The 13624-nt window shown below is 57.8% G+C and carries 8 protein-coding genes, 2 tRNA genes and 3 rRNA genes; 7 read left to right on the plus strand and 6 right to left on the minus strand.

Features of this window, described 5'->3' with window-relative positions; translation table 11 throughout:
- The first annotated feature begins 27 nt into the window (after positions 1 to 27).
- Entirely contained in the window at positions 28 to 1668 is a 1641-nt protein-coding gene (gene groL / locus K7B09_RS00540) for a chaperonin GroEL (protein WP_223625496.1), read from the plus strand.
- A 123-nt stretch (positions 1669 to 1791) separates the two neighbouring features.
- Here the strand turns inward: groL and K7B09_RS00545 are convergent, their stop codons facing one another.
- Together K7B09_RS00545 and hemL are read right to left on the minus strand one after the other, a co-directional pair.
- Positions 1792 to 2682 (minus strand): ion transporter, encoded by an 891-nt coding sequence (locus K7B09_RS00545; RefSeq protein WP_223625499.1) that lies wholly within the window; start codon positions 2680 to 2682, stop codon positions 1792 to 1794.
- 10 nt (positions 2683 to 2692) lie between these two features.
- Positions 2693 to 3976: a glutamate-1-semialdehyde 2,1-aminomutase gene (hemL, locus tag K7B09_RS00550; protein ID WP_223625501.1), complete on the minus strand. Its 1284-nt coding sequence runs from the start codon at positions 3974 to 3976 to the stop codon at positions 2693 to 2695.
- 92 nt (positions 3977 to 4068) lie between these two features.
- On the opposite strand from hemL, the gene K7B09_RS00555 reads away from it, so the two are divergent.
- Positions 4069 to 4260 carry a rubredoxin gene (locus K7B09_RS00555; RefSeq protein WP_223625504.1) on the plus strand — a complete coding sequence of 64 codons (192 nt, stop codon included), beginning with the start codon at positions 4069 to 4071 and terminating at the stop codon, positions 4258 to 4260.
- A gap of 4 nt (positions 4261 to 4264) precedes the next feature.
- Here K7B09_RS00555 and K7B09_RS00560 read toward each other — a convergent pair whose 3' ends face one another.
- Positions 4265 to 4711, minus strand: coding sequence for a DUF192 domain-containing protein (locus K7B09_RS00560; RefSeq protein WP_223625507.1), 447 nt, complete (start codon positions 4709 to 4711; stop codon positions 4265 to 4267).
- A 557-nt stretch (positions 4712 to 5268) separates the two neighbouring features.
- Between K7B09_RS00560 and K7B09_RS00565 the strand changes: the two genes are divergently transcribed.
- The 5 genes from K7B09_RS00565 (at position 5269) to rrf (ending at position 10473) form a co-directional block, all read left to right on the plus strand.
- Positions 5269 to 6813: ribosomal RNA gene (locus K7B09_RS00565) — 16S ribosomal RNA — on the plus strand.
- A gap of 103 nt (positions 6814 to 6916) precedes the next feature.
- Positions 6917 to 6992 (plus strand) — tRNA-Ala (locus K7B09_RS00570).
- 16 nt (positions 6993 to 7008) lie between these two features.
- A tRNA-Ile gene (locus K7B09_RS00575) sits at positions 7009 to 7085 on the plus strand.
- Positions 7086 to 7308: 223 nt separating this feature from the next.
- Positions 7309 to 10170 (plus strand): 23S ribosomal RNA (locus K7B09_RS00580).
- A 189-nt stretch (positions 10171 to 10359) separates the two neighbouring features.
- Positions 10360 to 10473: ribosomal RNA gene (rrf, locus tag K7B09_RS00585) — 5S ribosomal RNA — on the plus strand.
- The 16S, 23S and 5S rRNA genes sit together here with 2 tRNA genes alongside, the layout of an rRNA operon.
- 93 nt (positions 10474 to 10566) lie before the next feature.
- On the opposite strand, the gene K7B09_RS00590 is transcribed toward rrf, so the two are convergent.
- From K7B09_RS00590 to K7B09_RS00600, 3 genes are all read right to left on the minus strand, one after another.
- The gene (locus K7B09_RS00590) at positions 10567 to 10959 is read right to left on the minus strand and encodes an MAPEG family protein (RefSeq protein ID WP_223625509.1); all 393 of its coding nucleotides are present in this window, start codon (positions 10957 to 10959) and stop codon (positions 10567 to 10569) included.
- Between the two features lie 86 nt (positions 10960 to 11045).
- On the minus strand, positions 11046 to 12767 hold the full coding sequence (locus K7B09_RS00595; protein WP_223625512.1) for a M28 family metallopeptidase: 1722 nt from the start codon (positions 12765 to 12767) through the stop codon (positions 11046 to 11048).
- 62 nt (positions 12768 to 12829) lie between these two features.
- Positions 12830 to 13531, minus strand: a complete 702-nt coding sequence (locus tag K7B09_RS00600; RefSeq protein ID WP_223625514.1) for a DUF4097 family beta strand repeat-containing protein — start codon at positions 13529 to 13531, stop codon at positions 12830 to 12832.
- Between the last annotated feature and the right edge of the window lie 93 nt (positions 13532 to 13624).

The following is a 13624-nucleotide window of genomic DNA, read 5'->3' on the forward strand; positions in this document are numbered from 1 at the left end:
CATCACAACGATTTCGAGGAACTACTCATGACTGCAAAAGATATCCGTTTTGGTGAAGACGCTCGTTCGCGCATGGTGCGCGGCGTGAACGTGCTCGCCAATGCCGTCAAGGCCACGCTCGGTCCGAAGGGCCGCAACGTCGTGCTGCAAAAGAGCTTCGGTGCTCCCACCATCACCAAGGACGGCGTCTCCGTCGCCAAGGAAATCGAGCTGGCCGACGCCTTCGAGAACATGGGCGCGCAGATGGTCAAGGAAGTCGCCTCCAAGACCTCCGACAACGCCGGTGACGGCACCACCACCGCCACCGTGCTGGCGCAGGCGTTCATCCGCGAAGGCATGAAGGCGGTCGCCGCCGGCATGAACCCGATGGATCTGAAGCGCGGCATCGACCAGGCCGTGAAGGCCGCCGTGGGCGAGCTGAAGGCGCTGTCCAAGCCGTCCTCGACCAGCAAGGAAATTGCCCAGGTCGGCACCATTTCTGCCAACTCCGATGCCAACATCGGTGACCTGATCGCGCAGGCGATGGACAAGGTCGGCAAGGAAGGCGTCATCACCGTTGAAGACGGTTCGGGCCTGGACAATGAACTCGACGTGGTCGAGGGCATGCAGTTCGACCGTGGCTACCTGAGCCCGTACTTCGTCAACAACCAGCAGTCGATGCAGGCTGAATTGGATGACCCGTACATCCTGCTGCATGACAAGAAGATCTCCAACGTGCGTGACCTGCTGCCGGTGCTGGAAGGCGCTGCCAAGGCCGGCAAGCCGCTGCTGATCGTCGCCGAAGAAGTGGAAGGCGAAGCGCTGGCCACCTTGGTGGTCAACACCATCCGTGGCATCGTCAAGGTCTGCGCGGTGAAGGCACCTGGCTTCGGCGATCGTCGCAAGGCGATGCTGGAAGACATGGCCATCCTCACCGGCGGCACCGTGATTTCCGAAGAAGTGGGCTTGTCGCTGGAGAAGGCCACCATCAAGGATCTGGGTCGTGCCAAGAAGATCCAGGTGTCGAAGGAAAACACCACGATTATTGACGGCGCCGGCGAAGGCGCAGGCATCGAAGCCCGCATCAAGCAGATCAAGGCACAGATCGAGGAAACCTCTTCCGACTATGACCGCGAGAAGCTGCAGGAACGCGTGGCCAAGCTGGCCGGTGGCGTGGCGGTGATCAAGGTCGGTGCGGCGACCGAAGTGGAAATGAAGGAAAAGAAGGCACGCGTGGAAGACGCCCTGCACGCCACCCGCGCCGCGGTGGAAGAAGGCATTGTCCCCGGCGGCGGCGTGGCGTTGATTCGCGCCAAGGCTGCGATCAAGGACCTGAAGGGTGCCAACGAAGACCAGAACCACGGTATCGCAATTGCATTGCGTGCGATGGAAGCCCCGCTGCGCGAAATCGTCACCAATGCCGGTGAAGAGCCCAGCGTGGTGCTGAACCGCGTTGCCGAAGGCAAGGGTGCGTTCGGCTACAACGCCGCCAACGGCGAGTTCGGCGACATGATCGAGTTCGGCATCCTGGACCCGACCAAGGTCACCCGCACCGCGCTGCAGAACGCGGCGTCGATCGCCGGCCTGATGATCACCACCGAAGCGATGGTGGCGGATGCACCGAAGAAAGACGAACCGGCCATGCCTGCCGGTGGTGGTATGGGCGGCATGGGCGGCATGGATTTCTGAGCCCTGCCAGTTGCCATCTTCAAGCTTGACCACGAAACCCGGCCCTGCGCCGGGTTTCGTGTTTTTTGGCGTCAAAAATGTGAAGACTGCTGCGGGGCAACTAAATCGGAACTTCGGTGCAACTCAGGCATTGTTGTCCACATGCGGCAGTGCCTCGCCACATTTGCGGCAAAACCAGGCGTCGTCGTCGTGCTCGCCCAAGCTGCACTGCGGGCAGCGCAGCTGCACGCGGCCGCGCGAACGCATCGTGCGCGCCAGTTCGGCGGTGTAGATGCCGGTGGGCACCACGATGATGCTGTAGCCGATGATGATCAGCATGGAGGTCAGGAAGCGCCCCAGCCCGGTGGCAGGCGACAGGTCGCCATAGCCCACCGTCGCCATCGTCACCACCGCCCAGTACATGCCGGTGGGGATGCTGACGAAGCCGTGCTGCGGGCCTTCGACCACGTACATCAGTGCGCCGAAGATCACCGCGATGGTAAGCAGGGTCAGCACGAAGATCAGGATCTTGCGCCGACTGCGGATCAGAGCGTGGGTCAGCAGGCCTGCCTCGTCGGAATACTTCACCAGCTTGAGGATCCGGAAGATCCGTAGCAGGCGGAGGATGCGCACCACCGTCAGCGATGCGCTGGCCGGGAACAGCAGTGACAGGAAGGTCGGCAGGATCGCCAGCAGGTCGACGCTGCCGAGGAAGCTGCGCGCATAGCGCAACGGTTCGCGCACCACCCAGATCCGCAGCGAGTACTCCAGCGCGAACAACAGGGTAAACACCCATTCCGCCAGGTACAGCTGGAAGTGCCAGCGCGCCTTCACCTCCGGGTCGCTATCCAGCAGCACCACCAGTACGCTGGCGACGATGATGGCGATCAGTGCAAGGTCGAAATTGCGCTCGCTGCGGCTTTCGTGGTGGAACATCAGGCGATACAACCGGTAGCGCAAGCCTTCCCGGTTGGCGGGTTGCAGGACGGGGGCGAAGAATTCGCCGCCGCCATCGTTGCCCCGCGTCGGCTTCACATCACCCATGTCAGAGCACTTGGAATGCCGCGCGCGCCGCAGCGATGGTGTCAATAATCACCTCGTCAGTGTGCGCAATGGACATAAATCCAGCCTCGAACGCGGAAGGGGCAAGATACACGCCACGCTCACGCATGGCATGGAAGAAGCGGTTGAATGCGGCGTTGTCGCAGGCCATCGCCTGTGCGTAGGTATCCACTCGCTCACTGCTGAAGAACATGCCGAACATGCCGCCTACGCGTTGGGTGGTGAAGGCGACGCCCGCATCGTGTGCGGCGGCTTCCAAGCCATCACACAGTGCATGCGTTTTTGCTTCCAATGCGTCGTAGAAACCCGGCGCTTGGATGAGCGCCAGCATCGCAAGCCCAGCCGCCATTGCCACCGGATTGCCACTCAGTGTGCCGGCCTGGTAGATCGGGCCGCGCGGTGCGATTTGTTGCATCAAATCGCGGCGCCCGCCGTATGCACCTACCGGCATGCCGCCACCGATGATCTTGCCGAAGGTGGACAGATCCGGCACCACCCCATAGCGCGCCTGCGCGCCGCCGAGTGCAACGCGGAAGCCGGTCATCACTTCGTCGAAGATCAGCAGCGCGCCATGCTGCGTGCACAGTGCGCGCAGGTGTTGCAAGTAGCCATCGCGCGGCGGCAGGCAATTGGCATTACCCACCACCGGTTCGATGATGAGTGCGGCGATGTCGCTGCCGCAGTCGTCAAACAGGTGGGTTGCAGCATCAAAATCGTTGTAGGGCAGCGTCAAGGTCAAGTCGGCCAAGGCCTTGGGGACGCCCGGTGAAGTGGGCACGCCGAAGGTCAATGCACCGCTGCCGGCCTTGACCAAAAACGAATCGCCATGACCGTGATAGCAGCCTTCGAATTTGACGATTTTCATGCGCCCGGTTGCACCACGCGCCAGCCGAATTGCCGACAGTGTGGCCTCGGTACCGGAGTTGACCATGCGCACCATTTCGCAACTGGGAATCAGCTGGGTGATGGTTTCGGCCATCGTCACTTCCAGCGGATTGGGTGTACCAAAGCTCAGGCCATTGCGTGCCGTGTCAATCACCGATTGCAGCACCTTCGGATGATTGTGGCCCACGATCATCGGCCCCCACGAGCCCACGTAATCGATATAGCGATTGCCGTCGACATCGAACAAATACGGCCCCTCCGCGCGCTGCACAAAAAACGGTTCGCCACCTACCGATTTGAACGCGCGCACTGGCGAATTGACGCCCCCCGGCAGCAAGGTTTGGGCGCGAGTGAACAGGGCGTGCGAGTGGTCTAAGTTCATGTGAGTCTGCGGTGACGAAGCGGCTAGAAAAGTGTGCGAAGGCTGCGCGAGGGTGGGACAATCCTCGCAACTATCTTTGGATTATCGCGCCAATGTCTGCTCCCGTCTCCGATGCCCCCTTTCGCAGTTACATGTGCGTGGTTTGCGGTCATGTTTATGACGAGGCGCAAGGGGCACCCGAGGACGGCATTGCCCCCGGGACACGCTGGGAGGATATCCCCGACACGTGGACGTGCCCGGACTGTGGCGTGGGCAAGGACGACTACGAATTGATCGTGGACTGAGCGGTCACTTGGCTTGCGGGATGCCGGGGCCAAATTTCAGCAGGGCACCATCTTGCAGCTTGAGCTTCTCGGCCTGCCCGGCGTTGAGTTCCAGTACATAGCGCGCGGGTGCATTGCTGGGGTAGGGGGGGCAGGCGTCACCCAACGAACAGGGCGGCACGTCGCGCTGTTGTGATACCAGCTTGTGGTCGTTATCGAAGTACAAAATATCCAGCGCAATCTTGGTGTTCTTCATCCAGTACGCTTGGGGTTCTTGCGTGTCGTGGATAAACAGCATGCCGCGGTCGGCGTCCATCGCATCGCGAAACATCAGGCCGCGCGCGCGCGCGGCATCGTCCTGGGCAAGCTCAACGACATAGCGATGTCCGCCGAGTTCTACCCAAGGCTGGCGTGCACCCGCGCAGGCAGACAGTGAGCAGGCAGCAACAAGAAAAAGCAGGTAGCGTCGCATCCAAGTGTCCCGAGGCGTAATCAACAAGCGCGCACCATGCGCGTGATGCCGGCATTTCGTCAACACGTCAAGACTGTTCAAGCATGGAAATCGCAGGCAAGATGCGCCCCCTTGCAGCTGTCCACGAAAGTGCACACGGCAACGTGTGAAGATCTTCGCGGGAAGGTGTTGACTGCAAGGAAAAAGCCGGCATAATGTGCGGCTCGCTTCGGCAAAAGCCTTCGGGTGGTGGTTGAGGCGGTTGGGTCAAGATTCTCGGTGACGGGGTGTTGACAAAGTGGAAAAGCCCGGCATAATGGGCGGCTCACTCGGGGGCTACGGCGCTTGGGTGGAACAGGAGAGGCGCTGAGGCCGATTCTGGAGATCTTTGACAGTGTGCGCAGGTGACTTGTGCGGGCGTCTGGTGATGGATGATTTGTCCATAGCAGACGTTCGATCAACACCATCAATTCAAAAGTATTCATAGGCATCAGCAATGATGTTTAAACGTACAGCGAGTAATGGAGTTGGGCGGACTTTGCATTTTTAAGCATTAGAGGCTTCGGCCTCGAACACTTTAAGTGAAGAGTTTGATCCTGGCTCAGAGTGAACGCTGGCGGCAGGCCTAATACATGCAAGTCGAACGGCAGCACAGTGGAGCTTGCTCCATGGGTGGCGAGTGGCGGACGGGTGAGGAATACATGGGAATCTGCCCAGTCGTGGGGGATAACGTATGGAAACGTACGCTAATACCGCATGCGCCCTTCGGGGGAAAGTCGGGGACCGCAAGGCCTGACGCGATTGGATGAGCCCATGTTCGATTAGCTAGTTGGCGGGGTAACGGCCCACCAAGGCGACGATCGATAGCTGGTCTGAGAGGATGATCAGCCACACTGGAACTGAGACACGGTCCAGACTCCTACGGGAGGCAGCAGTAGGGAATATTGGACAATGGGCGCAAGCCTGATCCAGCCATGCCGCGTGAGTGAAGAAGGCCCTCGGGTTGTAAAGCTCTTTTGTTGGGGAAGAAAAGCAGTTGGTTAATACCCGATTGTTCTGACGGTACCCAAAGAATAAGCACCGGCTAACTTCGTGCCAGCAGCCGCGGTAATACGAAGGGTGCAAGCGTTACTCGGAATTACTGGGCGTAAAGCGTGCGTAGGTGGTTGTTTAAGTCTGATGTGAAAGCCCTGGGCTCAACCTGGGAATGGCATTGGATACTGGATAGCTAGAGTGCGGTAGAGGGTAGTGGAATTCCCGGTGTAGCAGTGAAATGCGTAGAGATCGGGAGGAACATCCGTGGCGAAGGCGACTACCTGGGCCAGCACTGACACTGAGGCACGAAAGCGTGGGGAGCAAACAGGATTAGATACCCTGGTAGTCCACGCCCTAAACGATGCGAACTGGATGTTGGGCTCAACTTGGAGCTCAGTATCGAAGCTAACGCGTTAAGTTCGCCGCCTGGGGAGTACGGTCGCAAGACTGAAACTCAAAGGAATTGACGGGGGCCCGCACAAGCGGTGGAGTATGTGGTTTAATTCGATGCAACGCGAAGAACCTTACCTGGCCTTGACATGCACGGAATCCTTTAGAGATAGAGGAGTGCCTTCGGGAACCGTGACACAGGTGCTGCATGGCTGTCGTCAGCTCGTGTCGTGAGATGTTGGGTTAAGTCCCGCAACGAGCGCAACCCTTGTCCTTAGTTGCCAGCACGTAATGGTGGGAACTCTAAGGAGACCGCCGGTGACAAACCGGAGGAAGGTGGGGATGACGTCAAGTCATCATGGCCCTTACGGCCAGGGCTACACACGTACTACAATGGTGGGGACAGAGGGCTGCAAGCGCGCGAGCGTGAGCCAATCCCAGAAACCCCATCTCAGTCCGGATTGGAGTCTGCAACTCGACTCCATGAAGTCGGAATCGCTAGTAATCGCAGATCAGCATTGCTGCGGTGAATACGTTCCCGGGCCTTGTACACACCGCCCGTCACACCATGGGAGTTTGTTGCACCAGAAGCAGGTAGCTTAACCTTCGGGGGGGCGCTTGCCACGGTGTGGCCGATGACTGGGGTGAAGTCGTAACAAGGTAGCCGTATCGGAAGGTGCGGCTGGATCACCTCCTTTTGAGACATGGCAACAGAAGTTGCCAGGCGTCCGCACAAGTGACCTGCATTCAGAGAACGGCGACCCGCAAGGGGCCGTGTCCCTTAATCTTTTAAGCATTAATGGGGCCTTAGCTCAGCTGGGAGAGCACCTGCTTTGCAAGCAGGGGGTCGTCGGTTCGATCCCGACAGGCTCCACCACTAAGCGCGACACATTGGGTCTGTAGCTCAGGTGGTTAGAGCGCGCCCCTGATAAGGGCGAGGCCGGTGGTTCGAGTCCTCCCAGACCCACCACGATGTAACTCTGAATGATCTGCGCACACACACTTTGAAATGGCTAGGCATTGTGGCCTGGTCATGTTCTTTGAAAATCGGGAAGAAGAGTCAAACGAGCGTTTGAGACGTAAGTCTTACAACGTGTCGAGGCTGAGGCGAGATGGCGTAAGCCATCTTTATCAAGTGATAGTCGTACCATTCGCTGGTATGCGTATCGCCCTGAGGCAACTTGGGGTGATATGGTCAAGCGAATAAGCGCACACGGTGGATGCCTTGGCAGTCAGAGGCGATGAAGGACGTGACAGCCTGCGAAAAGTATCGGGGAGCTGGCAATAAGCTTTGATCCGGTAATGTCCGAATGGGGAAACCCACCCGCAAGGGTATTGCATGGTGAATACATAGCCATGCAAGGCGAACGCGGTGAACTGAAATATCTAAGTAACCGTAGGAAAAGAAATCAACCGAGATTCCGTCAGTAGCGACGAGCGAACGCGGACAAGCCCAAAAGTCGATCTTGTTTTAGCAAAACACTCTGGAAAGGGTGGCCATAGCGGGTGACAGCCCCGTATGCGAAAGGGCCTGATCGATGAAATTGAGTAGGGCGGGGCACGTGAAACCCTGTCTGAACATGGGGGGACCATCCTCCAAGGCTAAATACTCCTGACTGACCGATAGTGAACCAGTACCGTGAGGGAAAGGCGAAAAGAACCCTGGTGAAGGGAGTGAAATAGACCCTGAAACCGTGTGCGTACAAGCAGTCGGAGCCCTTCGGGGTGACGGCGTACCTTTTGTATAATGGGTCAGCGACTTACTGTTCGTGGCGAGCTTAACCGTATAGGGGAGGCGAAGGGAAACCGAGTCTGATAAGGGCGCATAGTCGCGGGCAGTAGACCCGAAACCGGGTGATCTAGTCATGCCCAGGGTGAAGGTACCGTAACAGGTACTGGAGGCCCGAACCCACGCCCGTTGCAAAGGTCGGGGATGAGGTGTGATTAGGAGTGAAAAGCTAATCGAACCCGGAGATAGCTGGTTCTCCTCGAAAGCTATTTAGGTAGCGCCTCATATGAATCCTCTCGGGGGTAGAGCACTGTTATGGCTAGGGGGTCATCGCGACTTACCAAACCATTGCAAACTCCGAATACCGAGACGGACTGTATGGGAGACACACGGCGGGTGCTAACGTTCGTCGTGAAAAGGGAAACAACCCAGACCCACAGCTAAGGTCCCAAATTACTGCTAAGTGGAAAACGATGTGGAAAGGCATAGACAGCCAGGAGGTTGGCTTAGAAGCAGCCATCCTTTAAAGAAAGCGTAATAGCTCACTGGTCGAGTCGGTCTGCGCGGAAGATTTAACGGGGCTAAGCAGTAAACCGAAGCTTGGGGTGTGCATCTTTGATGCACGCGGTAGAGGAGCGTTCCGTAGGCCTGCGAAGGTGGATTGAGAAGTCTGCTGGAGGTATCGGAAGTGCGAATGCTGACATGAGTAACGATAATGCGGGTGAAAAGCCCGCACGCCGAAAGCCCAAGGTTTCCTTGCGCAACGTTAATCGACGCAGGGTGAGTCGGCCCCTAAGGCGAGGCAGAAATGCGTAGTCGATGGGAAGCAGGTTAATATTCCTGCACCTCGCGTAAGTGCGATGGAGGGACGGAGAAGGTTAGGCAGGCCGGGCGTTGGTTGTCCCGGTGAGAGGACTGAGGTGGTGCCCTTAGGTAAATCCGGGGGTGCAACATTGAGGTCAAGGACGAGTCCATTAGGACAGAGCTGCCGATATCACGCTTCCAGGAAAAGCTCCTAAGCTTCAGCTTACGCAGACCGTACCGTAAACCGACACAGGTGGGTAGGATGAGAATTCTCAGGCGCTTGAGAGAACTCGGGTGAAGGAACTAGGCAAAATAGCACCGTAACTTCGGGAGAAGGTGCGCCAACCATGGTTAATAGCTAAGGTTGGCCGAAGTAACCAGGCCGCTGCGACTGTTTATCAAAAACACAGCACTCTGCAAACACGAAAGTGGACGTATAGGGTGTGACGCCTGCCCGGTGCTGGAAGGTTAATTGATGGGGTCAGCCGCAAGGCGAAGCTCTTGATCGAAGCCCCAGTAAACGGCGGCCGTAACTATAACGGTCCTAAGGTAGCGAAATTCCTTGTCGGGTAAGTTCCGACCTGCACGAATGGCGTAACGACAGCGGCGCTGTCTCCACCCGAGACTCAGTGAAATTGAAATCGCTGTGAAGATGCAGCGTTCCCGCGGCAAGACGGAAAGACCCCGTGAACCTTTACTATAGCTTTACACTGAACGTTGAGTTCATCTGTGTAGGATAGGTGGGAGGCTGTGAAGTGTCGGCGCTAGCTGGCATGGAGCCAACCTTGAAATACCACCCTGATGTGCTTGACGTTCTAACCTGGGCCCGTAATCCGGGTCGGGGACCGTGTATGGTGGGTAGTTTGACTGGGGCGGTCTCCTCCCAAAGAGTAACGGAGGAGCTCGAAGGTACGCTCAGCGCGGTCGGACATCGCGCACTGTGTGCAAAGGCATAAGCGTGCTTGACTGCAAGATCGACGGATCAAGCAGGTAGGAAACTAGGACTTAGTGATCCGGTGGTTCTGTATGGAAGGGCCATCGCTCAACGGATAAAAGGTACTCCGGGGATAACAGGCTGATACCGCCCAAGAGTTCATATCGACGGCGGTGTTTGGCACCTCGATGTCGGCTCATCACATCCTGGGGCTGTAGTCGGTCCCAAGGGTATGGCTGTTCGCCATTTAAAGTGGTACGCGAGCTGGGTTCAGAACGTCGTGAGACAGTTCGGTCCCTATCTGTCGTGGGCGTTGGAGATTTGAGAGGGGCTGCTCCTAGTACGAGAGGACCGGAGTGGACGAACCCCTGGTGTTCCGGTTGTCACGCCAGTGGCATTGCCGGGTAGCTATGTTCGGAAGCGATAACCGCTGAAAGCATCTAAGCGGGAAGCGCGCCTCAAGATGAGATCTCCCGGGGCACAAGCCCCCTAAAGGAACCATCAAGACCAGGTGGTTGATAGGCAGGGTGTGTAAGCGCAGTAATGTGTTGAGCTTACCTGTACTAATGATCCGTGTGGCTTGACCATATCACCTCAAGTTGCTTCGTACGCCGAAGCAACCCTTGGCCTCAATACGTTGATGGCTTACCGCAAATGCTCGTTCACTCTTCTTCCCCCCCTTGAGAGCGTGGCGCTACTTGTTGTGCGCATCCCTGCGCAAGAGCCTACACATCCTTGTGCAGACTTCCAAACAAGCAAGCGACCCTCCACCCTCTCCCTGGTGACAACAGCGCTGTGGTCCCACCCGATCCCATCCCGAACTCGGAAGTGAAACACAGCTGCGCCGATGGTAGTGTGGCTTTGCCATGCGAGAGTAGGTCATCGCCAGGGCCTTATCCCAAACCCCGCAGATATCCTCTGCGGGGTTTTTCTTTGGCGAGGCTTGGGATTCTTCTTCAACTGTCGTGCAGAAGAATTGAAACTTCAGCCCCCAACTTTGAACGCGGCGGAAAGCATCAAGGCGATGACGCAGGCAAAGCCGCCCAGCCACGACAGGCTGCGCAATGCCTGTTGCACGCTGAGATAAAAAACCCCATGCAGAATGCGAAATACAATGAAGGCCATCGCCAGCCATGCGACGTGCTGAGGGTTGACTTGTGCAAACTGGGCCATCATGACCGCGGCTGCGAATGCTGGAAACGCTTCAAATGCATTCAAATGGGCGCTATAGGCATTGCGGACGCGGTAGCTTTCCTGCTTGGCGACCCAACCACGTGGATCTTTGTTGTTGTAGCCGGGGGCGCTGGATTTGGCGAGCACTGCCCACACATAGGGCAAGCAGGCAGCAATGACGATGCAGCAGTAAGCAATGAACATGGAGAACTCCGGGCGGTAGGTGCTGGGAGTCTAGCCCGAACCTCGTGGCTCCGGGCTGGCGGCATGTTTTTGCTACTGTAGTGCGGCTATTTCGTGGCGGTGGGTTGCTGTGAAGGGCGCATCGCATCGCGAGCGGCCTTGAAGGGATTGCCTGGATACCAGTTCGGCCATTGGCCGCTATTGGCCAGAAGGTCGCCAACCGAATAGACCGCATCCAGATCCTGCACGATGCCATCCACGTTCCAGGTTGCAGCATCGTACTCATCGCCGGGTTTGTGATAGCGATGGTCGGTGTAGTCTTTGGTGGCTGCATCTCCCGCAGCGTGACCACCGTCCAGCAAATCCGTTCCGCTGGCGATATACAGTGCCGGTACGCCAGCTTTGGCGAAGTTGAAATGATCGGAACGGAAGTAGTAGCCGGCTGCGGTGTTAGACTCATCGACCATGCGTCGCTGCTGTTTGTTCAGCACAACCTTCAACAGATCTTCTAGTTGTGAACTGCCCTTGCCGACAACCGTGAGGTCACGCGCTTTCCCGATCGGTGACAGCGCATCTAAATTGATTACGGCCACTGTACTGTCCAGTGGGATTACCGGATGTGCGACGTAGTATTTGGAGCCGAGCAGGCCGGATTCTTCCAACGTCACAGCAAGAAACAGGATTGAGCGCTTGGGACGGGTGCTGGCTTTGCGAAAGGCTTCGGCGAGTTCCAATATCCCGGCCACCCCGGTGGCGTTATCCACTGCACCGTTATAGGTGTTGTCGCCGGGCTCACCCGCATGTGTGCCCAGGTGATCCCAGTGCGCCATATACACGATGGCTTGGTCGGGGGCTTCGCTGCCGGGTAACAGGCCTAGGACGTTGTGTGAGCGTTTTTCGGTGGTCTTGCTGCTTAAGGTCAAGGCGGCGGTGGCATTGATGGGGACTGCCTTGAATTCGGGTCTATTCGCTGCATCGCGCAGTTTGGCCAAATTCAGGCCACTTGCGTTGAACAACGTGTCTGCTGCCTCACCAGTTAGCCAACCCTGCACCGGCAAACGCGGGGTGGGATCATCCTTTGCGGGCAAGTCGTACTGTGGGCCGGACCACGAATTTTTCACCACATCCCAGCCGTAAGACGCACCGGCAGTATCGTGAATGATCAATGCTGCGGCCGCACCGTGGCGCGCGGCTTCTTCGAATTTGTAGGTCCAGCGCCCGTAATAGCTCATGCGCTTGCCATCGAACAGGCGGGCATCATTGCTATGAAAGCCTGGGTCATTGACCAGCATCACCACGGTTTTGCCCGTGACGTCGATGCCGGCGTAGTCGTTCCAGTTGCGCTCTGGCGCATCGACGCCATAACCCACGAAGACCATTGGGCTGTCTTTCAGGTTGATCTGCGTTTGGCCGGTGCGGGTGCCCACGACCATGTCGCGGCCAAAGATCAAGTCTTGCTGGGTACCTGCCACGTTGAGGTGCAGCACGGCGGACTCATCGGCGGTGGTTTCCATCATGGGCACAGTTTGTAGCCAGCGGTTGCCATTACCTGGTTGCAGGCCGATACGAGAAAATTGCGATTGGATGTAGTCGATGGCTTTGTCTTCGCCGGGCGAGCCTGGGCCACGCCCAGAAAATGCGTCGGAAGATAGGGTGCGCACATGCGCGATGAAGTCCGCGGCATTGATCGTCGGTTGGAACGCGTGATCACCCACGTTGATTGCGGTGCGTGTTGCAGCGGTGGTGACGGGGCCCGATGCCGGCCCCGTTTCGTGCGGACTACAGGCACACAAGAACAACACGGCGACGGATAGCATGGCGATGTGCATCGCGAAACTCCACTCGGGATTCTCGCGATTCTATCCTTCAAAGCTGATGCTCAAATGCGTCGTTACTCTTTCGGTGGCGTGGCACCGTCATACCGCACTGCGGTGGCACCGCTGAGGCTGCCGATGCGCGCGCGCGCATGCACGTACAGCCTCACCTCGCGTTCGAACACCAGTGGGCCTTCGACGACAGCATTGGGGCCAATCACGATGCGTGGAATCTTCGGCTTGCCAAACCAGCCGCCAAGATTGCCATGCTGTTTTTCAACCTTGATACCACCCTTCACGTGCGAGTCTGCGCCAACACTGATATCACCATTTACCGTTTCGATACGGCCGCCGACGTCGGTGCCCACCATGCCGATGCCGCCATTGACAGTACTGATGCCGCCGCGTACCAGACTGCCGCGATCCGTGAAAATGCCGCCGTTTACGGTTTCTAACTTGCCGTCGATGCGTGCCTGTCGGCCAAAGCGAATGCCACCATTGACGGTGGAGACATCGCCGCTATTGACCTCATCGGCTGCCTCAATGCCGCCGTTCACCGTTTCCACGTCTCTGCTATGCGCACCGCGACCGAGTGTGATGCCACCGTTGACGGTGCTGAGATCGCCATAGATTTGACCGGCTTCGGCGGTAATGCCGCCATTGACCTTGTCGATACTGGGTGCGCGCCCCGCCGCATCTTGCGGGCCGGCAGAAGCCGCTAGGCTGGTTGCCAGCACACCTGCCATCAGCAAAGTCGTGCCCATGTGTAAACGCTTCATCCTGGCCTCCCGGCCGTGTGGGGTTAGCAGCTAGGATGCAGAATGCAGGCGCAGGGTTTAGTCGCCGTTACAATCAATGCACTCCCACGCAAA

It is taken from the genome of Thermomonas beijingensis, assembly GCF_020034655.1.
GTDB lineage: Bacteria > Pseudomonadota > Gammaproteobacteria > Xanthomonadales > Xanthomonadaceae > Thermomonas > Thermomonas beijingensis.